Source organism: Enterococcus sp. BWR-S5 (genome assembly GCF_016745255.1).
Taxonomy (GTDB): domain Bacteria; phylum Bacillota; class Bacilli; order Lactobacillales; family Enterococcaceae; genus Enterococcus_L.
In genome coordinates, this window is record NZ_JADOEQ010000007.1 from 140337 (window position 1) to 162083 (window position 21747).

The following is a 21747-nucleotide window of genomic DNA, read 5'->3' on the forward strand; positions in this document are numbered from 1 at the left end:
AATTTCGGTTAATATTCGATTTTTCGTTGAAAACTTTAAGTATTGTTGATACAATGTACACGGACCAAATAATATAGAATGAGGTGCTTAAATGTCATCTGTAGTAGTAGTTGGAACACAATGGGGCGACGAAGGAAAAGGAAAGATTACGGATTTTCTAAGTGAAAATGCGGAAGTAATTGCACGTTATCAAGGTGGAGATAATGCCGGACATACCATCAAATTTGATGGCACAACCTATAAACTACACCTCATCCCATCTGGTATTTTTTATAAAGATAAAATCAGTGTCATTGGTAACGGAGTTGTTGTAAATCCGAAATCATTGGTTAAAGAATTGGCTTATTTAAAGGAAAATAATGTTGCAACGGATAATCTGAGAATTTCTGACCGTGCGCACGTTATCCTTCCTTATCATATTAAATTGGATCAGCTGCAGGAAGATGCGAAGGGCGAGAACAAGATTGGTACAACAATCAAAGGGATTGGACCTGCGTATATGGACAAAGCGGCCCGTGTAGGGATTCGTGTAGCGGATTTATTGGATAAAGAAATTTTTGAAGAACGTTTGAAAATCAATTTAGAAGAAAAGAACCGTCAATTTACAAAAATGTTTGACAGCGAAGCTATTTCGTTTGATGATATTTTTGAAGAATACTATGCATATGGGCAGGAAATTAAGAAATATGTGACGGATACATCAGTAATCCTGAACGATGCTTTAGATGAAGGAAAACGTGTCCTTTTTGAAGGGGCGCAGGGTGTTATGCTTGATATCGACCAAGGAACTTATCCATTTGTTACTTCATCCAATCCGGTTGCCGGCGGGGTAACAATCGGTAGCGGTGTGGGTCCTTCAAAAATCAACAAGGTAGTGGGTGTTTGTAAGGCCTATACTTCCCGTGTAGGAGATGGACCATTCCCTACAGAATTGTTTGATGAAACGGGTGACCGTATCAGAGAAGTCGGAAAAGAATATGGAACAACAACAGGTCGACCGCGTCGTGTTGGCTGGTTTGATTCAGTTGTAATGAGACATTCAAGACGTGTTTCCGGGATTACGAACCTGTCATTGAACTCAATCGATGTGTTAAGCGGATTGAAGACTGTAAAAATCTGTACAGCGTATGAACTGGATGGAGAGCTAATCTATCATTATCCGGCAAGCTTGAAAGAGCTGAGTCGTTGTAAGCCTGTCTATGAAGAGCTTCCTGGCTGGGAAGAAGATATTACGCAATGTAAGACATTGTCTGAGTTGCCGGTAAATGCACGCAACTATGTGCATCGTATCTCTGAGCTTGTGGGTGTTCGGATCTCTACATTCTCAGTAGGACCTGACCGTAACCAAACGAACGTATTGGAAAGTGTCTGGGCACAGATTTAACTAGAAGTGAACGAAAGAACTGAAGTAAGTGTCATCTTGCTTCGGTTCTTTTTTGTGGAAAAAGTATCAGGAAGGACAAGTCTGTTCTAAAAATAAGGCTGACAGGATATTCCTTTATGGATATTATCCTTTTGTTAGAATAGTAAATAGGCGAGTGTTGTTGGATTTTATGATAAAATGTAATGAGCAAGGAGGGAAAATAAAATGACATTTAAAATAACAACCGATTCATGCTGTGATTTGCCATACGAATTATTGAAAGAAAATGATGTAGCCTTTATCAGTATGACAATTACTGTAGAGAATCAGGAGCTAATAGATGATTTAGGGGAAACCTTTGATTATGATTCTTTTTTAACTAGTATTAAGGAAGGGGCTTTGCCTACGACATCACAGGTGAACGTAGGACGCTATCAGGAGTTCTTTAGACCGTATGTTGAAGCAAAGCAGCCTGTTCTCTATTTGGCGTTTTCTTCCGGGTTGAGCGGCTCATACCAAAGTGCTGTGCAGGCAGTGGAAATGCTGAAGGAAGAGTACGAGCAAGTAGACGTGTTTATTGTGGATACGAAAGCTGCAAGTCTGGGTGAAGGCTTGTTGGTTTACAAAGCAATCGAAATGAAGAAGAATGGGCATTCATTGGAAGAAGTCCTATTATGGATGGAAGACAATAAAATGAAGGTTCAATCTTGGGTAACGGTGGATGATTTAAAACACTTGGAACGAGGCGGAAGAATTTCTAAAACGACAGCCGCAATTGGTGGACTAATGAATATCAAACCAATCATTACCGTAGATAAAGAAGGCAAGCTTCAAAACGTTGGAAAGGTTCGCGGACGCGGCAAGGCGCTCAAGAAAGTAGTTGACGAAACGGTCCAGCGTATCAAGCATCCGTCAGAACAGACAGTGTTTATTGCTTATGCTGGCGACAAGGAAAGTGCTGTGAAGGTCAAAGAAGAGTTGGCGGAGAAAATTCAGCTTAAAGAAATTCTCCTATATCCTTTGGGACCAACAATCACCAGTCATACAGGCTATGGCTGTATTGCAGTATTTTCGTTAGGAGAAACAAGAGAGTAAGTCTAAAAGAGGGGCCAGCTGAAATAGCTGGCCCCTCTTTTTTATGGGGAAATGCGGGAAGAGCCTCATGAGCTGACCAAGCTTATGAGGCTTTTCTGCTTGTCCAGCATCACAAGTCAGCTTAATCGACGATAAGATAACCTATTTAAGTGGCAAAGAATTGTGCTTCTACGAGTCTCGACCTGTAGTTCTCAATTCTCGGCGCAAAGCAATACACTTGGACCGCTTTCCTATATCGCTCATGAGCGATGCGACTCGTTTAGCTTTCCTATCTGTCTAGCTGCACAGAGCAACTTCTTCGACAATAACTCGAGTCAGTCACATGATGAAGGACATTGCCAGTTCTACTAGTGTAGGGGCTACTAGTAAATGGTATGCGAAGCGAAGATGAGAGTAACTGTTAAAAACAGTTACTCCATTAAAAAGGAGCTAGCCATTTAGGAGTCAATCCTATATTGCTTAGAAGTTCCCGCTCTGTTCCGCTTTTCCGATTGCGCAACTTTTTTTATAAGATGATTCGGTTTCTGTTTCGTATAATAAGTTCATCAAGTAAATTGCTAGACGGTTAAGCGACTGCTAAGGCAGTGACAGGTTCGATTCCTGTATTACTTTTAAAGACACGAACAGCAATCAAAAAACTCTATGTGGGATAGCAGAAACCGTGTCTTGTCAAAGGACGTTCACAGCAAACAAACAAACTTTTAATCCAAAAAAGATGAACAGCGTCCTGTAAAAAAAGGAGGTCGGTGGGGATGACAGAGGCTCATCTCCACCGATGAAATGAAGGAGGAAATAATATGTTGAATGAATTGAAAAAGATGTTTAATATAACAAAGACAGAAAATGGTGCATATACACTAAAAAGCTCGTTGAATGCGTTGGTGGACCTATTCGCCTTGGGTGGCTCTTACCGCTTGAAATCAGAACAGGAGGTCTTGGCTCTTTTCTACGAAGCATTCAGACAAGATAAGGATTTGGCAATGAAAACACTGTTTTACTTGCGGGATATTCGCGGTGGACAGGGTGAACGGCGCTTTTTCCGAATCGTGTTGCTGGATTTGGCGGTCAATGAACCGGCAACGGTTCGTCAGCTGTTGCCATACATTCCGGAGTATGGGCGTTGGGATGATGTACTTGCGTTGCTGTCTACGCCGTTGAAGGAAGAGGTCCTGACTGTAGTGACAAGGCAGTTTCAAGAGGATAAAAAACAGTTTGAAGCCGGACAGCCAATTTCTCTGCTTGCTAAGTGGCTGCCGTCGGTTTCTGTCAAAAGCAAGGAACGCAAAGGTCAGCTAATGCTTCTATTGAAGGCTTGGAATATGAATCAGGCTGTCTATCGGAAAATGCTCAGCCGTTTGCGTCAATCGTTGAATCTTTTGGAAACAAAACTGTCAGAGTGCGATTATGAGGCCATCGACTATCAGAAGCTACCTTCCGTTGCAGGAATGAAATACCGTCAGGCTTTTTATCGCAATGACATGGAGCGTTATATGGCATTTTTGGAGCAGCTGAAAACAGGCAGTGCACGAATTAATGCTGCGGCGTTGTATCCAGCGGATATTGTAGGAAAAATTCTTCAATCAAGAGATGTTGCAGAACATAGAGAATTGTATAATGGTATGTGGGCAAACCTTCCGGATTATATTGGTGATCGTACAGAAAATTCATTGGCTGTGGTGGATGTATCAGGTTCGATGACAGGTAAGCCAATGGAAGTGGCTATCGCATTGGGTATCTATCTATCGGAAAGGAATCATGGCGAGTTCAAGGACTATTTCATGACGTTTTCAGAAGAGCCGCAGCTGTGTGCTTTGGAAGGGAAAGATTTTGTTGAAAAGGTTCAAAATCTGAGCCGTGCATCTTGGGGATATAATACAAACCTGGAAAAAGTGTTTACGGTAATCCTTTCAGCAGCGAAAAAGGCACGTTTCTCTCAAGAACAAATGATTGATAAGCTGTATATCATCTCTGATATGGAATTTGATGCGGCTGTTTGTGGAAGGAATCGTAATTACAGTAGAGAAACCCTATTCAAAAAGCTGAAAGCGATGATGAGCAGGGCGGGCTATCAAATGCCGGAGATTGTTTTCTGGAATGTGAATGCACGTCAGCAACAATTGCCGGTTTCGGCTCAGGAAGAGGGAGTGAAGCTGGTTTCCGGATATAGTCCATCATTGTTCAAGGATTTGATAGAGGATGCAACGATTTCGCCGGAGGAGTTCATGCTGAAGGTCATTACTTCTGAAAGATATGAACCAATCAAAGCAGCATAAAAATAGAGTAAGGCAACCACGGAGATATAGTTTCCGTGATCCCTTGCTCTATTTTTTCTGTTAATGGTTATCTTGGCATAACATCCGCTGGAATCGCTGAGCGGTAAGAGTTGCCTACCTTTTGTTCATGCTCTGCTTTGGCCTGTGCCAGCAGCTCAGGGTTGGACAATAGGTCATAGGCTGTTGCTGCAATAACTTTTCCTGCTGAAAGTAGTCCTTTGTGAGCGACAGATGATTTTCCATTTGCTACCCATTGCCAAGAATGTGGTGGTGTTCCTTGAGGTTCACAGCCAATCAGCACTTGTGCTGTAGGTACGACCCAACTAACATCGCCGACATCGGAAGAGCCGGAGGTCTTATCGGAAAAGCTCAGCGGCAGAACGTCATCAAAAATTGGTCGTTTTCCGATAGAAGCAGCTTCTTCTTCACTTAAATCAGGGAAGCAAACTTTTGCCCGCTGAACTAAGCCTTGCTTTGTTGCGTCTGTTAAGCTGTCATAGTAGCGTTGCTCATAAGCTTGGTCTTCTTCAGTGATTCCCATATCTCCAACGGTTGTTAAATTTTTATACATCGCTGTTGTAATCGCCTGGTTAGGAATATAATCTGCACAGGCAGAATCAAAATCGATTTCCAGCTCTGTTTCAGTCATCAACGCTGCGCCTTCGGCAATTTTATTTACTCGTTGATAAATGGCATCTGCCTGGTCCAGTTTAGGTGCTCGGATAAAATAGTATAGGCTTGCTGTTGGCTGAACCACATTGGCAGACTCCCCACCAGCATCCATAAATGCATAATGGACACGTCCCTGGTCGATGATGTGCTCTCTTAGAAACTGTACACCGATATTCATCAGCTCTGCAGCATCTAAAGCACTGCGTCCTTGTTCCGGTGCTGCTGCGGCATGAGCGGAGGTTCCTTTGAAGTTGTAATAGACCTGATACACAGCCAAACTGCTGTCTCCCCAAGCAGAGGTTACATCCATGGGATGCCAAGTCAAGGCAGCATCGATTCCGTTAAACACGCCGTCTCTTGCCATAAAGGCTTTCCCGTAGCCGCTTTCTTCTGCCGGACAACCAAACAGCTTAATTGTTCCTTCCAACTGCTCCTGCTTCATGTATTCTTTGATGCCGATAGCTCCTGCCAAGGCACCAGTCCCTAATAAATTATGTCCACAACCATGTCCATTTCCACCCTCAATCTCAGCCTTTTGCTGACCTAAGTCGGCCACTTGACTGAGGTTACCCAGTGCATCATATTCTGCCAGAATCCCGATTACCGGCTTTCCACTACCATATGACGCAACAAAAGCATGCTCCATATTCGCCACACTTTTTTCAATAGAGAAGCCTTCGTTTTCCAGAATTCGGTAATAATGCTGAACAGATTCCTTTGTAGCAAATCGAGTTTCCGGTGTTCCCCAGATAGCATCAGCAGCTTCGATCAATTCTTTGCGTTTTGCTTCAATCAGTGCAGCAATTTCTTCTTTTGCGTTCATTGTCATTTTCCTCTTCTCCTAGTTCTATTTTTTAGCGTAAATAATCTATAAATACTTTTTCATGTAGCTCCTTTTTTTCCATTAAATCAATGTGGTTCCTTTGATTATATTTGAGCCTATCGATCGATGCCGAAAAGCTCTTTGGCAATTCGTTTTCCGGTAGCCGTTCCAGCCAGGCCCCCAATGCCTGTTTCACGAATATCGGCAGACATGTTTCTCCCTACTCGATACATTGCTTCAATCACCTCATCAGCAGGAATTTCACTTTCTACATCCGCCAGTGCCATTTCTGCTGCTGCAATAGCATTAGCAGTTCCTCCGGCATTTCTTTTAATACAAGGAATTTCCACCAGACCTGCAACCGGATCGCAGGCCAATCCTATCAAATTTTTTAGAGCAATGGCAAAGGCATGCCCCGCTTGGCGAGGCGTTCCTCCCGCCAATTCAACTAAAGCTGCTGCTGCCATCGCTGAGGCTGAACCAATCTCAGCCTGACAACCACCCTCAGCACCGGAAATCATTGCATTATTAGCTACGACAAAACCACAAGCGGCCGAAGTAAACAAGAATTCCAGCATGGCTTCTCGTGAAGCAGTCAGCTTCTCACTAAATGCGAGAAGAACACCGGGCACGACACCGGCAGATCCGGCAGTAGGTGTTGCACAAATCATTCCCATGGCAGCATTTACTTCATTAGTTGCTACAGCATAGCACAGTGCTTTAACAAAGGTAGTATCGGTTAAGACCGTTTTCTTATCTAAGTACCTCTGCAATCTTTTTGCATCATAGCCCGTTAATCCAGAATGTGATTTCACGCCTTGAATCCCTTTTTCTGCCGCGGCTTCCATTGTTTCTAAGTTTATTTCCATTTGTTGCATGATTTCTTCACGGCTACGACCGGACATCTCTATTTCCTGAGCAATCATAATTTCTGCCAGTTTGCAGTGTTGCTCTTCCGCTCGTTGTATTAATTCCTCTATTGATTCAAACAAAAAATCACGTCCTCCAATTAACCTGTTGTCGCCATAACAGTCGTAATACCAGGTAAATTTTTTATTTTTGCCAAAAGCTTCTGGCTGATATCACTCACTGTTTCAACAAAAATGATTGTCTCTTTATTCAATTCCTGAACCTGAATAAACTCAGGATTCTCAAGTGCCTCTCTAACATTCGGCAGGGTAGTCTGCGGCTCGAAAGTAGTCAATAGCAGTCCATTCCCTTGTGAGTGCTCCAACAATGTTGAATGGTGGTTAATCTCGGTCAATTGAATACTGCCTCCACCAATGGAAATCGCTGTGAGGTTGAGTATTTCTGCGTTATCAATCAACTCTAAATTTACTGTGTTGGCATGGTCAGTCGGCGTTCTGCTAACCAAAAATTCCACATGAACACCTTGTTGTTCGGCTATTTCAAGCGAGTCAGGTATTCGTTCATCATTTGTTTCAAAGCCTAAAACACCGGCAACAATCGCTACGGCCGTTCCATGTCCCTTATAAGTTTCAGCGAATGAGCCAAAAAAAGTAACAATCAGTTTACGGGGCGTATGCCTGAATAAATCGCGTGCCATTTTCCCGATACGAACAGCGCCGGCAGTATGGGAACTGGAAGGACCGACCATAATCGGCCCGATAATGTCGAAAGCACTTTTATACTTGAATTTTCTCTTTGTCATGCGTCTTCCTTTTTCACTCCTAACACAGTTAAACCGCAAAGCAAGCTGGCTGCTGCCATGAATCCAAATGCTAAAGTAAAGGAGCCGCCGGCCGATTTGATTAGCTGTCCTAAGATTAATGGTGCTAAAAATCCTCCAAGAGTCCCACCGGTGTTGATGATTCCGATTGATGAGCCAATAATCGAAGGGTCCATAATTTTATGAGGCCAAGTAAAGATTGCTGTAAAGGCACCGACAGAAACCATACTTACCAAAATTAATGAAACCATTGATAGAATCAGGTTATTAGATGTGACGAATACTAGGATTAATCCAGCTGACAGGACGGTTGCACCGATTATAAAAATCCGTTCTTTTCCAAGAAACAGCTTGGACAGCAACATACCGGCAAACATAGTCGCCAATGTTTGAAACACAGCATTAACTGCTAGTAGATAACCGATAGTTTTGATATCTAATGTAAATTTCGTTGCAAGGAAGCTTGGCAGCCATGACATATTGCCGTATAAAAGGAAGTTCAACAGCAACATAGCAATGAAAAGAACCAATACATTTCGATTCGTAAGTACTTGTCGGAAGGTTACTTTTGGTGCGGCGTTACTTGTCTTCTTTTCACTGACTGCTTGCGTTGGAACAAAGATACCCACTAGAACCAAAGCCACTGCAAACAAGGTACCTAAAACAAGATAAGCATAGCGCCAATTGGCATTGATTAAGTTCGCTCCTAAGGTAAAGGCCAAGATGCCACCAATCCCAGATGTTGAAAGGATAAGGGATTGAATGAACGTTCGACGTTCCTGCGGAAAATTATCTGCAATTGATTTGGAACAGCTTGGCGGATAACCCCCATGTCCGATTCCTGCAAAGAAACGAACAGCCATAAAGAGCATCAAGCTGCTGACGGTTCCAAAGGCAAATGAAAAAATTGAAATAATTGCTAACGACAGCATCAAAACTTTTTTTGCACCAATCTTATCAGCTAACCAACCGCCGGGAATCTGCATCAAGGAGTAGCCTAAAAAGAATGCAGACATAATCAAACCTGTCTGACCAGCATCAAGACTGAACTCTTCTGCAATCGGTAGAACAGCAGTAGAAATCATACTCTTGTCCATGTAGACCAGTGAGTAACCGGCCATCAGTGCAAAAATTAAACCAACACTACTTTTTTTAGTACCTTCTTTCTCAATCTGTGTGTCCATTTTTTTCCTCCAATATCTATTTATAGAAAACGTTTCCTTGTTTTCAGTATAAAAAAGATATGGTAATTAAACATTCTCTTTTTTGCGTATTAGAATGAAAATAGTTGGCTGTAAAGAAAAAAAATATCTATTGAGCAAAAACAACAGGGCTGTTTTTGCTCAATAGATAGGTTGGAAGACATAAAGATGGCAGGCGTTCAAGGTTAATGTCGAATCAAGAGTGAAGCCTTCAGGCGAAACAGACTCTCTGGAAAGTTCAAATTTCGGCATGATTTTCTGAGTCAGGTAAGTCAGAAGCTCCAAATCAATTTCCGTTTGACCACCAACACGAATCCAGTCATTGTAAATACCGCCATGGTCTTTATCCAGCACATAGTGTCTTAGTAGATAATCACCGGCGGGCATATTTTTTAAATGAACCGCCATTTTTTTTGATTGATACTGAACTTGATAGGAATCGACGGAATATACCGGGTCAAGATAGCTGGAGTTATAGAGCAGCAGCTGGTAATGATTGTTGTGCTGAGTTAACAGGTAGCCGTCTCCTTTAGAAATCAGTTGTCCGGACATGCGATCCAAAAATGACAGAGAAAAGAATAACGGTCGCCGCAGCTCTTCATAGAGAAATACAGACAGACTGCTGTCTTCTCGACGATGTGTCTGGCGTTCCTTCACTTTGATATTCAACCAGAAGGCCATGCCTGAAATTTGTTCAGACAGTTCAATGATTGATTCCAGAATTAACGCAGAACGAAAGAAAGTTCCGGCTAATGTATCACCTTCGCCGACTAATGTGTTCCAATTTGTTAAATAAATTTCCGGCCGCCAATCGATATCCTTTTCTTCTGATTGAATAAGAGAAATACCGGCAAGAACTCTATTCAAAATATTTTGTTGGTATTCTTTGAAATATAGTGAGTGTTCCTTTTTTATTTGCTGACTGTCATAAGGGTCTGCTTGAAAGCTAATAAATCCGGGAAGACAATGCTGATTCTTCTGCAGCAGCAGAAATTCACAATAAGAAGAATATGTCTGCTCATCTAAAGAAATCAGGGATTGGAAACCAATCGTACACTGCGGGATTAATTGCTTCAATTTCCGATAGAAATAATTATATCCCCAATAATTAGCACCTTTCTGTTGTTCGTTATCAGGATCGGAAAGATGCCATTCCAGAAACCATTGATTCATCTCTTCATAGCCATATCGGTTCAGGAAATGGCGCAGCATTTTCAATTGACGGTCACACCAAACTTGCATCTCATTGCGTTGGAGAAGCTGCTCGGGCGGAATAAGCTGAATCATTGGCTTCAGCTGAATCTGTACTAAAAAATCGAACCATTGATTATTCCTTATATACTCTGAAATCAGATGGACATCACTTTCAAAATTGGACTCTTCACAAAAACCGGTAAATTGAATCAAATCAAAATGACTTTCTTTTTGCAGACTGTTCAGTTCTCGCTGAACAGTATTGGACAGTCCTTCAAACGCTTGTCCGATTTTAATGATTTTTTTTGTCTGTCGATATTCCGGCTGTGCAGTATTTGGAATTGCTAGTGACAGTTCTTGTTTAATGACCACGCTTTCATCATCAATATCGTTTTCTACTAAATATTTGGCAAGCTCCTGTAAAGCGATTGTTCCTGAAAGCTCTTGAAAGTCAGCTGCATCGTCAGTATTTGTCAGCAGGCTTCTGTCAGAAGAATGTTCCTTTCGATAAACGGAGGGTGTTAGTCCATATTTCTTCTTGAACACTTGATGAAAATGTTTAACGCTGGCAAAACCATTATTCAAGGCAATTTTTACGATTGCATGGTCTGTCAGTAAGAGCTCCTCTGTGGCATGAATCAGCTTAATTTGATTTTGATACTCTGTAAATGTCACGCCTACCTGTTTTTTGAATAAACGAGACAGATGGTAATAGGAAAGATCAGCCGCTTTGGCCAGCTGTTCCAATGAAATCGGCTCATCATAGTTTTTTTGGATGTGCTCAATAATAGCATTAATCTTTTCATCGGTTGTCGTGACGCTTAAGGGATGTGCCGAAGTAGTTATCTTTTTAAACTCTTTTATCAAGCAGGTAAGTAGAGTAAACAAATATTGATAGACCTCTAAATCAGTTTCTTCATTTTTCTTGAAGTAAGCGACCATTAAGCGAGCTAAAGTTTCTCTCAGCTTCTTGAACTGTTCCAGTTTAGTTTCGGAGGAATCCAGGGTACAGCAGTCAAAAAAGGGAAGCTCCGTCAATGAAACGTGTTGAGCCATTTGTTCTCTGGAAATTTGTAAATATAAAAATAGGTTTTTTTCTGTCCCAACTATTTTGTACTGTTGAAAAGGATTGATGACCAGAAGATCATCTGTGTGCAGTAAATATTCCTGATCGGGTGTACTGATACTGATTGAACCATTGAGCATCAAAAATAAATTAATGCTGTCATTCATCTGTGTTGGAATAACCGTTGCATTCATCAGGCTCATCCTAAAAGGAAATTGTTTAGACAGCCGCATAGAATCGATTCCTCCTTTTTATTTACTCGTTAGTTGTATCAAAATATAGCATCTATCCCTTTGGTAAACAAGTTTTTCTTTTTTGAACAGTCTTTTTTTTGCCTTTTCAAACAAAACAATCAGGTGTGAACGTTGGATGTTCCCCACCTGATTGTTTATTAATCATTAAAGAGTTTGGGATGTAGATCAGTCAATGAAGTGTTTTTTATATGGTTCAATGTCATTATTTCAAAGCATAAAATAACCGGATCAGGATATTGCAGCACTTTTTTATACTGGTCTAAATGCGTTGAGATGGAGTCATATTTATTAATGGTATCGATTGTCAATAAGCCCTTCAGCAAAAGACTTTCATATGTATCAGACTGAAGCACGCAAAGACTGCCTTTGCTGTTTTTATGTGCATTTTTAACGGTTTGACTGCTTGCGCTTAAGTAAAATTTCATAGAATGATAGCTTTGCCTCATTATCGGGTGAGAAATAATTTTAGAATGAGGGAATCCGGCTTCATCACTTGTGCTCAATATCATGAAATCACTTTGGCATAAGATTCGTTCAGCATCTTTGTTCATATTATTCTCTCCTTTCAAATTATGAGAATAATATATCAGAAATATATTATTAAATATAAAATAATGCGTTCCAAAGAGTTGTTTGAGAGAATTATGTCATTAAATAAAAACAAGGCTTGAGATTCAGCGAATCTCAAGCTTTGTTTACTATTTTTTCTATTAATATTCGCCGCTGAATAATTCATCCAGTTGTTTTTGTACATCCTTGTTTTCAAGGAATGCATCATAGGTTGTATCTGCACGGTCAACCACACCATTATCAGAAACCGCAATGATTCGGTTCGCTAATGTTTGAATGAACTGGTGGTCATGAGAACCGAATAGAATTGCTCCAGGGAAAGCAATCAAGCCATCATTCAGAGCAGTGATTGATTCTAAGTCAAGGTGATTGGTTGGATCATCCAACACTAAAACATTTGATTTAGACAGCATCAGCTTAGAAAGCATCACACGTACTTTTTCTCCACCGGAAAGAACATTCACAGATTTCAGCACTTCTTCTCCTGAGAAGAGCATTCTACCTAAGAAGCTACGCAAGAAGGTATTGTCATCTTCTTCTTTGCTGGCAAATTGACGCAGCCAGTCAAGAATCGTCAAATCAGTATCAAAGTCGCTGCTGTTGTCTTTTGGCAAGTATGCCTGGCTAGTTGTTACACCCCAACGAACAGTTCCGCTGTCAGGCGTGATTTCGCCCATCAGAACTTTGAACAAGGTTGTTGTCACAATATCGTTATCTGCAATAAAGGCTACCTTGTCATCTTTGTTCAAGGTGAAGCTGACTTTATCCAAGATTTTCTTGCCATCTAAAGTGACAGAAACATTGTCGACCTGCAGTAAATCGTTTCCGATTTCTCTTTCCGGCTTGAAGCCGACAAAAGGATAACGGCGAGAAGATGGTTGAATGTCATCTAAAGTGATTTTATCCAACATTTTCTTCCGAGAGGTTGCTTGTTTTGATTTAGATGCATTGGCACTGAATCGTGCGATAAAGTCTTGAAGCTCTTTGATTTGTTCTTCTTTTTTCGCATTTGAATCAGATTGCAGTCTCGCTGCTAATTGGCTAGATTCCAACCAGAAGTCATAGTTCCCTACATAAAGCTTGATTTTTCCAAAGTCCAAATCAGCCATATGCGTACATACTTTATTCAAGAAGTGACGGTCATGGGAAACAACGATAACTGTGTTATCAAAGTTGATCAAAAATTCTTCCAACCATGCGATTGAACGAGTGTCCAGTCCGTTGGTAGGCTCATCCAGTAATAGTACATCTGGTTTGCCGAATAGTGATTGGGCAAGTAAGACTTTGATTTTTTGACCGGCTGTCAATTCACTCATCTTCTGATCGTGCAGGCTTTCAGGGATATTTAGTCCTTGTAATAGGACTGCAGCTTCCGGCTCAGCTTCCCAGCCGTCTAATTCAGCAAATTCACCCTCCAGCTCAGCAGCACGGATACCATCTTCATCAGAAAAATCTTCTTTCATGTAGATAGCATCTTTTTCCTTCATTACTTCATACAGACGTTTATGTCCCATGATAACTGTTTCCAAAACAGTGTATTCTTCATAATCAAAATGATTCTGTTTCAAGGTTGCCATACGCTCATCAGGACCAAGTGTTACCGTTCCTGTTGTTGGCTGGATATCTCCTGATAAAATCTTCAGGAAAGTAGACTTTCCGGCACCGTTCGCACCAATCAACCCATAACAGTTTCCAGGGTTGAACTTAATATTTACATCATCAAAAAGTTTGCGGTCAGAAAACAACAAACTTACATCATTTACAGTAATCAATCTTTTTCCTCACTTTTCTATTATTACTATACAAATCTTGCTAAATAGATGAGCACACCCTTATTTTTTATACAATACAGATAACGGGCAATTTTCGTGCAAGGTATTATTTAACAGAATTTATATAGAGCCTCTCTGCATTATAGCGAGGAACCCCTTATTTTTCAAGAAGTTTCAGCGGATTCTTAGATTGATGAAAGAAGAAGTGGGGAAGTGGGAATGAAAATATGGCAGATAAGGGAAAAATGGTGGAGTAAGTTAGAATATGAAGCCTATACAAAAGGATATTAGTGTACTTTTTTATCGATACACTGTATGATACACATGAGGAAATAGTGTATCGTTTATGGTGAGGGGATAAATGATGAAAAGAATTGAGAAAATCTATTTATATGTAAAAGAAAAGACTGAAAAGCTGTCCTCTTCTGAGCTTGCGATGGGCTTTGGTGTGACCACTACCGAGCTGTCTGAGGCGATGGACATCCAACGGACCAATGCCAGCAAGGACTTGAATCAGCTGGTTCGGGAAGGTCTTTTGGAAAAGATTGATGGGCGACCGGTACGATATGTTGATAAATCAGCTGTTCAGTATCAGCCGTTGAAGGGACATGTTAAGAGCTATCGTGAAAAAGAGTTGAAAACCAAAACAACGGCGGTTTGGTCTAGGGATGAATCTGAAGGCGGTCAAGGTAGCTATCCGTTGGATGATATTTTTCAACAGATGATTGGGGCTTCCGGTAGCATGAAGACACCGGTTGAACAAGCCAAGGCAGCCATCCTGTATCCGCCGAAGGGCTTGAACTGTCTGATTGTTGGGCCTACAGGGTCCGGTAAGACTTATTTTGCTCACGCAATGTTTCAATTTGCGCAAAGAAATAATATTGTACAGGACCAAAAAGAGTTGATTGTATTCAATTGTGCCGATTATGCGCATAATCCAGAGCTTTTAATGTCTCATTTGTTTGGTTATGTGGAAGGTGCCTTCACAGGTGCGAACACAACCAAAGAAGGATTGATTTATGAAGCAGACGGCGGGCTGCTGTTCTTGGACGAGGTGCATCGCTTACCTCCTGAGGGGCAGGAAATGATTTTCTACTTCATGGATCATGGCACGTATTCCCGTCTGGGAGAAACAACAAAGAATAATCATGCGGATGTTCGAATTATCTGTGCGACAACGGAAAATCCGGCTTCAGCCTTGCTTAATACCTTTGTACGGAGAATTCCGATTATTATTCAGCTGCCTCATTTCAACAACCGTCCAGCAAAGGAAAAGGTCGAGCTGGTCAAAATCATGGTAGCGATGGAGGCCAACCGAATTCAACGGAAAATCACTCTTTCCGAGGATGTCGTGAAGGCGCTGATAGGCAGCGTCACTTATGGAAATGTCGGTCAGTTGAAGTCCAATGTTCAGCTGGTGACCGCCAGAGGCTTTTTAAACCATATCGATCAGCCGGAGATGATCATCACGATGGCAGAGCTGACGGATGGGATTAAGGACGGGATGCTGCAGCTGGCAAACAATCGTGAAGCGTTGGCAGAGCTGTCACAGTATTTGGAGCCGAAAATGGTTGTTTCGCCGAACGAATCATTAGTTACCGTTCAATCGGATTCCTATGAGCTGCCATATAATCTATATGAAATCATCGGTGATAAAGCAGCCTTGCTCAAAGCAGACGGTCTGGATCAGGAAGTGATTAACAATTTCATTACCACAGATATCAATGTTCATTTGAAGTCTTTTTATCGCAATCATGGCTTTACCTTTGATACGGAGAAAAAACTGGCCGAAATTATGGACCAGCAAATCATTGATATCACTAGAAAAATTTTCAGCTTTTCCAAAGCGAAGCTGGGGTATGATTTCCAGTCGAACTTTATCTACGCAATGAGTCTGCATATCAGCTCCTTCCTGAAGCGTATTCAGATTGGTGACCAAAGACAACACGATTTGAATGAGAATTTACGGAATATGGTATTGGATTATCCGATAGAATTTGAAACAGCACAGGAAATCAAGGAAATGATTGAAGAAGCTTATCAATTGTCTATTCCTGAATCTGAAACCTATTATATAGCGGTTCTTTTGATTTCATTGAGGGAAAATAAAAGTGCCGGCAGGATTGGTATTGTGGTTGCCGCACATGGTAAAAGTACAGCGACGAGCATGGTTGAGGTTGTAGAGAAGCTGTTGAACGTTGACAATTTGAAGGCTGTTGATATGCCTTTGGAAATGAAGCCGCAGGAAGCCTTGATAGAAATTGTTCAGGCTGTGAAGACTGTAGATGAAGGGAGCGGTGTCATCCTCTTGGTTGATATGGGCTCACTGAGTACCTTCTCAGATGAAATCATCCGACAGACAAATATTGATGTTCGGACAGTTGATATGGTAACGACTCCAATCGTTTTAGAAACAGCTAGAAAAACAACCCTGTTGGATACTCATTTGGATGATCTCTATGATTCATTGAAGAACTTTCACGGCTATGCCGGAATGAATACACTGAAAAATAAAAAAGAACTGGGACTGCCGCCAATCAAGAAAAAGATGATTCTGGCAATCTGTGCATCAGGAGAAGGAACGGCTCAGCGAATGAAGGAGCTGATTGAAAGCTATCTGACACCACAGACCGAACAGCATCTATCGGTTGTTCCGTGCTCGATTCTGGATGTGAAAAAACGGCTGGAGGAGCTGTATCAGCAATACCACATTATTGCGGCGACGGGGATTACCGATCCTAAAATCAATGTTCCCTTCATTCCTATGGAAACCTTCTTTTCCGGAGAAGCCGCTGAAGTCATTGAGCATCTAGTCTATGATGATGAGCTGGCCATTCATGATATGAGCATCGACGAAGAGTCAGCGAAACGAATCTGTGTAGAGTATATGGAGCAGAGCTTTACTTTTATTAATGCCCAGAAGGTTTTACCACTATTATGGCAGTTTGTTCATACCGTTCAAACAAAGTTGAACTTAGAAGAATCGTATACCTTCTATATAAATATGATTATGCACATGGCGGGTGTATTGGAGAGAGCCCTGCGGCAAGACCCTTTAATTGTGGAGGATACACTTTTGGAGGAAATGAAGCAAGATGACTTCTATACAGAAATCGCTAAGGCTGTACTTTTTCTAAACGAATCCTTCAAGCTGAAAATTGCTGAATCGGAGATTTACTATATGGTACACATGGTTCATAACTCACAGAAGGATATACAGAAAAATACAGATGATTTATTCGACTAAATACACAAAAAAGATACACTGTAAAAATAATACAGTGTATCTTTTTTGTTATGAAAACCTTAATATAAAGGGATTTAAAAATCAATACACTAACTTGGCACGATACTTGCTTATAATAAGGTGGATCGACAATCTAAGAATCAAGGGGCTTTATTTTGGTAATATCTTTCAGAACATAGTATTTTTAATATAAGTTGAAAGAAAAGCCTTCTATAATGCCTTCTTCCCCGAGAATAAAGAGGATTGGATAAAAAGGAGTGCAGGTTTAGATGGATATTCGTCTAGCAAGAATTGATGATCGACTGATCCATGGTCAGGTAGCTACAGTTTGGACAAAAAGTATGAATATCAATCGTATTTTGGTAGTGAGTGATACAGTCGCACAGGATATGTTGAGAAAGAAGTTATTGATTCAGGCAGCGCCGCCAGGAGTCAAAGTAAATGTTATCACCGTAGATAAAATGATTCAGGTTTATCCGGATGAGCGTTTTGACAGCAGCTTCAGAGTCATGTTGTTGTTTACAAACCCTGAAGATGTCGAGCGGGTCGTAAGAAATGGTGTTCAGCTGGATACGGTGAACATTGGCGGAATGAGCTTTTCTCAAGGGAAAAAGATGATTACGAATGCGGTGGCAGTGGATGCACAGGATATTGAAGCATTTAAGTATCTGGATTCTCTGGGAATCACGCTGGAGATACGCAAAGTAGTCGCAGACAGTAAGGTTCATTTGATTGAGCTGCTGAAAAAAGAACAATTATTGTGAGAGAGATACTCTGATTTGGAGTTTTCTTATATAGGAAGGTCAATCGTTGACCTTTTAAGCATTGAGAGGATGTGATTCGTTAGAATATTCAGATGAAACGCGTTTATTATTGTATTGTTTCCAAATGTTTTTATTTTCCATTTTTTGTCACTGAACTTTTTATTTCATATGTCTCGGAAGTAAAGCGTGTTGGAAGGAATCAGGATAATAGAAAGAAAGTAAATAAGTATAGGAGGTATACAAATTATGGTAGGGATTATTCTTGCAAGTCACGGAAAATTCGCTGAAGGAATTTTACAATCAGGTTCTATGATTTTCGGCGAACAGGAAAATGTACAAGCTGTGACATTAATGCCTAGTGAAGGACCAGATGATTTAAAGAAAAAATTAACTGAGGCAATCGCAACCTTTGATAATGATGAGGAAGTATTGTTTTTAGTCGATTTGTGGGGTGGTACACCATTCAATCAGGCAAATAGTCTTTTTGAAGAACGTAAAGATAAATGGGCAATTGTCAGCGGACTGAACTTACCGATGCTGATTGAAGCTTATTCTTCTCGTTTTTCAATGAATTCTGCTCAAGAGATTGCGGCGCATGTACTAACGGTTGCTAAAGAAGGTGTGAAAATCAAACCGGAAGAATTAGAGCCGGCTGAAGCACCAAAAGCAGCTGTCGCTGACGGACAGCCGAAAGGCGCATTACCGGAAGGAACAGTCGTTGGAGATGGGAAGATTAAATACGTTTTAGCACGTGTCGACTCTCGTTTACTGCATGGACAGGTAGCAACAGCTTGGACGAAATCAGTACAGCCAAATAGAATCATCGTTGTTTCCGATGCGGTATCAAAAGATGATCTTCGTAAGAAGCTGATCGAACAGGCAGCGCCTCCAGGGGTTAAAGCCAATGTTATTCCAATCAAGAAAATGATTGAAATTGCAAAAGATCCTCGCTTCGGTAATACGAAAGCTTTGCTGTTGTTTGAAAATCCAGAGGATGTTGTAACAGTAGTAGAAGGCGGCGTTGACATCAAGGAATTGAATGTCGGTTCTATGGCACACTCAGTTGGTAAAGTTGTAGTAAGTAAGGTATTATCTATGGGCCCTGAAGATGTTAAAGCCTTTGAAACATTAGAAAGTAAAGGCATTAAATTCGATGTACGTAAAGTACCGAATGACTCTCATGCGAACATGGACGAAATACTGAAAAAAGCGAAAACAGAATTGGCAAACGCATAATTCTATATGAGTACGAAGCAATGAATATGATGGGAGCAAATGCTTTTCTTGTCATGATTGGTTTCGTAAGCCTCATACAAAACAAAATTCATATTTAATAGGAGGTCTATCATGTCTATTATTTCAATAGTTTTAGTAATATTAGTCGCCTTTCTAGCTGGTATGGAAGGAATCCTGGATGAGTTCCAGTTTCACCAACCGCTAGTAGCTTGTACGTTGATCGGTTTAGTAACCGGTAATTTGGAAGCAGGGATTGTTCTTGGAGGAACGCTTCAAATGATCGCTCTTGGTTGGGCAAACATTGGAGCAGCGGTAGCACCGGACGCAGCGTTGGCATCAGTCGCATCAGCAATTATTTTAGTATTAGGTGGACAAGGTGTTAAAGGTGTACCCGCAGCGATCGCAATTGCCGTTCCTTTGGCTGTAGCTGGTTTGGTATTAACAATGATCGTTCGTACATTGGCTGTACCAATTGTCCATTTAATGGATGCGGAAGCTGAAAAAGGAAATATCCGTGGGGTTGAATTGTGGCATATCGTAGCCGTAGCAATGCAAGGGGTGCGTATTGCAATCCCTGCAGCAGCTCTGTTGTTTATTCCGGCAGAAACAGTGCAATCAGTTCTGCAATCAATGCCTGCATGGTTAACAGACGGCATGGCAATCGGTGGTGGTATGGTTGTTGCCGTTGGTTACGCGATGGTTATCAACATGATGGCAACGAAAGAAGTATGGCCATTCTTCGTTATTGGTTTCGTCGTAGCAGCAATTTCACAATTGACACTAATCGCACTTGGTGCATTAGGTGTGGCTCTAGCGCTTATTTACCTGAACCTTTCTAAAATGGGCGGTTCTTCAAATGGCGGCGGTGGCGGAAACCATGGTGATCCGCTGGACGATATTCTTAACGACTATTAACCTTGAAGGAGGAGAAGAAAAATGGCAGAAAAAGCTCAAGTATCAGAAAGAATTGAATTATCTAAAAAAGATCGTTTAGCCGTTGCGTGGCGCTCTACCTTCATTCAAGGTTCTTGGAACTATGAACGTATGCAAAATGGTGGTTGGGCATTCGCAATGATCCCTGCGATCAAGAAATTATATAAATCTAAAGAAGACCGTACTGCGGCGTTGAAACGTCACTTGGAATTCTTTAACACTCACCCATATATTGCTTCACCAATCCTTGGTGTAACCTTGGCTCTTGAAGAAGAGCGTGCAAATGGCGCACCTGTTGATGATGTAGCGATCCAAGGGGTTAAGGTCGGTATGATGGGACCTTTAGCCGGTGTTGGTGACCCAGTATTCTGGTTTACAGTAAGACCGATGTTAGGTGCGTTAGGTGCATCATTAGCAATGGGCGGAAGTATCTTAGGACCAATCATTTTCTTCGTTGCCTGGAATGCGATTCGTTGGGCATTTATGTGGTATACACAAGAATTTGGCTACAAAGCTGGTTCTAAAATCACAGAAGACCTTTCTGGTGGTTTACTGCAAGATGTAACAAAAGGTGCATCTATTCTGGGGATGTTCGTACTGGCGGCACTGGTACAGCGGTGGGTATCCATCAAGTTCCTGCCGGTCGTATCTTCTGTTAAACTGGATGACGGTGCCTACATTGAATGGGACAAGCTTCCAGCTGGTGGTGAAGGAATTAAACAAGCCTTTGAGCAGGTTAATTCCGGATTAGCCCTTTCTTCAGAGAAAGTAACGACATTGCAAAACAACTTGGATCAATTGATTCCAGGCTTGGCAGCGTTACTGCTTACTCTGTTATGTATGTGGCTGCTTAAGAAAAAAGTTTCTCCAATCGTTATTATCCTTGGCCTATTCGTAGTAGGTATTCTTGGACACGTGGTTGGACTTCTGTAAGAAGGAATGAATCGAAGGGGCTGGACAATTGTTTTGTCCCAGCTCCTTCTTGATTTATAGGTACATATCATCCTTTCGTTTAAAATGGCGTATTTACTCAGATAACGGTATAATAAATGAATCAAAATAATGGGAATGGAGTGGGTATGATGGTTCAATCACTGAATACAAAAGTAGACTTGGTAATAGATGCAACTGCGTATACAGGGCTTACTGATTATGGTCAAATCATGGTTGGAGATAATGGCTTTGAATTCTACAACTCACGTGATACACGGAAGTATATTCAAATTCCATGGGAAGAAGTTGAATACGTAATTGCTTCAGTCATCTTTAAAGGCAAATGGATTCCGCGTTATGCCATCGAGACAAAGCAAAATGGAACCTTTACCTTTGCTTCGAAAGAACCTAAAAAAGTGTTACGAGCAATAAAGGAATATGTTCCTTCTGATCGTATGGTCCAATCGCTGGGATTCTTCGATGTTGTGAAGCGAGGCGTGAAGGCTAAATTTAAAAAGAGCTAGTCTTATTCTTAGCTGATTAATCAGGAGCGTGTGCTCTTAGCATCCATGAGTCCGGATGATGTATGGCAATTATTCAATTTTATTTGTAATCGGCTAATGGAAGAAGCTAAGAACAACACAGCGTTTGTTCGAGAGA

The 21747-nt window shown here is 41.2% G+C and carries 16 protein-coding genes; 9 read left to right on the forward strand and 7 right to left on the reverse strand.

Features of this window, described 5'->3' with window-relative positions; genetic code table 11:
• Window positions 1–91 precede the first annotated feature (91 nt).
• From IW510_RS10280 to IW510_RS10290, 3 genes are all read left to right on the forward strand, one after another.
• The gene (locus IW510_RS10280) at window positions 92–1384 is read left to right on the forward strand and encodes an adenylosuccinate synthase (RefSeq protein ID WP_202059265.1); all 1293 of its coding nucleotides are present in this window, start codon (window positions 92–94) and stop codon (window positions 1382–1384) included.
• Between the two features lie 204 nt (window positions 1385–1588).
• Entirely contained in the window at window positions 1589–2458 is an 870-nt protein-coding gene (locus IW510_RS10285; RefSeq protein WP_202059267.1) for a DegV family protein, read from the forward strand.
• Between the two features lie 797 nt (window positions 2459–3255).
• Window positions 3256–4731 (forward strand): DUF2828 family protein, encoded by a 1476-nt coding sequence (locus IW510_RS10290; RefSeq protein ID WP_202059269.1) that lies wholly within the window; start codon window positions 3256–3258, stop codon window positions 4729–4731.
• 67 nt (window positions 4732–4798) lie between these two features.
• On the opposite strand, the gene IW510_RS10295 is transcribed toward IW510_RS10290, so the two are convergent.
• The 7 genes from IW510_RS10295 to IW510_RS10325 form a co-directional block, all read right to left on the reverse strand.
• The gene (locus tag IW510_RS10295; RefSeq protein ID WP_202059337.1) at window positions 4799–6226 is read right to left on the reverse strand and encodes an amidohydrolase; all 1428 of its coding nucleotides are present in this window, start codon (window positions 6224–6226) and stop codon (window positions 4799–4801) included.
• Window positions 6227–6342: 116 nt separating this feature from the next.
• Window positions 6343–7218 (reverse strand): L-serine ammonia-lyase, iron-sulfur-dependent, subunit alpha, encoded by an 876-nt coding sequence (gene sdaAA, locus IW510_RS10300; RefSeq protein ID WP_202059271.1) that lies wholly within the window; start codon window positions 7216–7218, stop codon window positions 6343–6345.
• 17 nt (window positions 7219–7235) lie between these two features.
• A complete protein-coding gene (gene sdaAB / locus IW510_RS10305) occupies window positions 7236–7898 on the reverse strand; it encodes an L-serine ammonia-lyase, iron-sulfur-dependent subunit beta (protein ID WP_202059273.1) in 663 nt (220 codons plus the stop codon).
• Window positions 7895–9100: an MFS transporter gene (locus IW510_RS10310; RefSeq protein WP_202059275.1), complete on the reverse strand. Its 1206-nt coding sequence runs from the start codon at window positions 9098–9100 to the stop codon at window positions 7895–7897. The genes sdaAB and IW510_RS10310 overlap by 4 nt, the downstream gene beginning before the upstream one ends.
• Before the next feature lie 159 nt (window positions 9101–9259).
• Window positions 9260–11611 (reverse strand): helix-turn-helix domain-containing protein, encoded by a 2352-nt coding sequence (locus tag IW510_RS10315; protein WP_202059277.1) that lies wholly within the window; start codon window positions 11609–11611, stop codon window positions 9260–9262.
• Window positions 11612–11769: 158 nt separating this feature from the next.
• Window positions 11770–12183, reverse strand: coding sequence for a pyridoxamine 5'-phosphate oxidase family protein (locus IW510_RS10320; RefSeq protein ID WP_202059278.1), 414 nt, complete (start codon window positions 12181–12183; stop codon window positions 11770–11772).
• 159 nt (window positions 12184–12342) lie between these two features.
• A complete protein-coding gene (locus IW510_RS10325; protein ID WP_202059280.1) occupies window positions 12343–13974 on the reverse strand; it encodes an ABC-F family ATP-binding cassette domain-containing protein in 1632 nt (543 codons plus the stop codon).
• Window positions 13975–14338: 364 nt separating this feature from the next.
• Here IW510_RS10325 and IW510_RS10330 point away from each other — a divergent pair, with 364 nt between their 5' ends.
• The 6 genes from IW510_RS10330 to IW510_RS10355 all read left to right on the forward strand — a co-directional run bounded on the left by IW510_RS10330 (window position 14339) and on the right by IW510_RS10355 (window position 21611).
• Window positions 14339–17221 carry a sigma-54-dependent transcriptional regulator gene (locus tag IW510_RS10330; protein ID WP_202059339.1) on the forward strand — a complete coding sequence of 961 codons (2883 nt, stop codon included), beginning with the start codon at window positions 14339–14341 and terminating at the stop codon, window positions 17219–17221.
• Window positions 17222–17490: 269 nt separating this feature from the next.
• Window positions 17491–17985: a mannose/fructose/sorbose PTS transporter subunit IIB gene (locus IW510_RS10335; protein WP_202059281.1), complete on the forward strand. Its 495-nt coding sequence runs from the start codon at window positions 17491–17493 to the stop codon at window positions 17983–17985.
• A gap of 246 nt (window positions 17986–18231) precedes the next feature.
• Window positions 18232–19221 carry a mannose/fructose/sorbose PTS transporter subunit IIA gene (locus tag IW510_RS10340; protein ID WP_202059284.1) on the forward strand — a complete coding sequence of 330 codons (990 nt, stop codon included), beginning with the start codon at window positions 18232–18234 and terminating at the stop codon, window positions 19219–19221.
• Window positions 19222–19332: 111 nt separating this feature from the next.
• Complete coding sequence (locus IW510_RS10345; RefSeq protein WP_202059286.1) at window positions 19333–20136, forward strand: PTS mannose/fructose/sorbose transporter subunit IIC; 804 nt, start codon at window positions 19333–19335, stop codon at window positions 20134–20136.
• Window positions 20137–20157: 21 nt separating this feature from the next.
• Window positions 20158–21087 carry a PTS system mannose/fructose/sorbose family transporter subunit IID gene (locus IW510_RS10350; RefSeq protein ID WP_202059288.1) on the forward strand — a complete coding sequence of 310 codons (930 nt, stop codon included), beginning with the start codon at window positions 20158–20160 and terminating at the stop codon, window positions 21085–21087.
• Between the two features lie 149 nt (window positions 21088–21236).
• Window positions 21237–21611 carry a DUF956 family protein gene (locus tag IW510_RS10355; RefSeq protein ID WP_202059341.1) on the forward strand — a complete coding sequence of 125 codons (375 nt, stop codon included), beginning with the start codon at window positions 21237–21239 and terminating at the stop codon, window positions 21609–21611.
• Window positions 21612–21747: the final 136 nt, after the last annotated feature.

What these genes read in the sequence shown, in the direction of transcription:
- sdaAB (WP_202059273.1), bottom strand. Translation starts at nt 7,898, where the DNA reads ATGACAAAGAGAAAATTCAAGTATAAAAGTGCTTTCGACATTATCGGG.
- IW510_RS10290 (WP_202059269.1), top strand. Translation starts at nt 3,256, where the DNA reads ATGTTGAATGAATTGAAAAAGATGTTTAATATAACAAAGACAGAAAAT.
- IW510_RS10345 (WP_202059286.1), top strand. Translation starts at nt 19,333, where the DNA reads ATGTCTATTATTTCAATAGTTTTAGTAATATTAGTCGCCTTTCTAGCT.
- IW510_RS10340 (WP_202059284.1), top strand. Translation starts at nt 18,232, where the DNA reads ATGGTAGGGATTATTCTTGCAAGTCACGGAAAATTCGCTGAAGGAATT.
- IW510_RS10355 (WP_202059341.1), top strand. Translation starts at nt 21,237, where the DNA reads ATGGTTCAATCACTGAATACAAAAGTAGACTTGGTAATAGATGCAACT.
- IW510_RS10330 (WP_202059339.1), top strand. Translation starts at nt 14,339, where the DNA reads ATGAAAAGAATTGAGAAAATCTATTTATATGTAAAAGAAAAGACTGAA.
- IW510_RS10280 (WP_202059265.1), top strand. Translation starts at nt 92, where the DNA reads ATGTCATCTGTAGTAGTAGTTGGAACACAATGGGGCGACGAAGGAAAA.
- IW510_RS10315 (WP_202059277.1), bottom strand. Translation starts at nt 11,611, where the DNA reads ATGCGGCTGTCTAAACAATTTCCTTTTAGGATGAGCCTGATGAATGCA.
- IW510_RS10350 (WP_202059288.1), top strand. Translation starts at nt 20,158, where the DNA reads ATGGCAGAAAAAGCTCAAGTATCAGAAAGAATTGAATTATCTAAAAAA.
- IW510_RS10295 (WP_202059337.1), bottom strand. Translation starts at nt 6,226, where the DNA reads ATGAACGCAAAAGAAGAAATTGCTGCACTGATTGAAGCAAAACGCAAA.
- IW510_RS10310 (WP_202059275.1), bottom strand. Translation starts at nt 9,100, where the DNA reads ATGGACACACAGATTGAGAAAGAAGGTACTAAAAAAAGTAGTGTTGGT.
- IW510_RS10285 (WP_202059267.1), top strand. Translation starts at nt 1,589, where the DNA reads ATGACATTTAAAATAACAACCGATTCATGCTGTGATTTGCCATACGAA.
- IW510_RS10335 (WP_202059281.1), top strand. Translation starts at nt 17,491, where the DNA reads ATGGATATTCGTCTAGCAAGAATTGATGATCGACTGATCCATGGTCAG.
- IW510_RS10320 (WP_202059278.1), bottom strand. Translation starts at nt 12,183, where the DNA reads ATGAACAAAGATGCTGAACGAATCTTATGCCAAAGTGATTTCATGATA.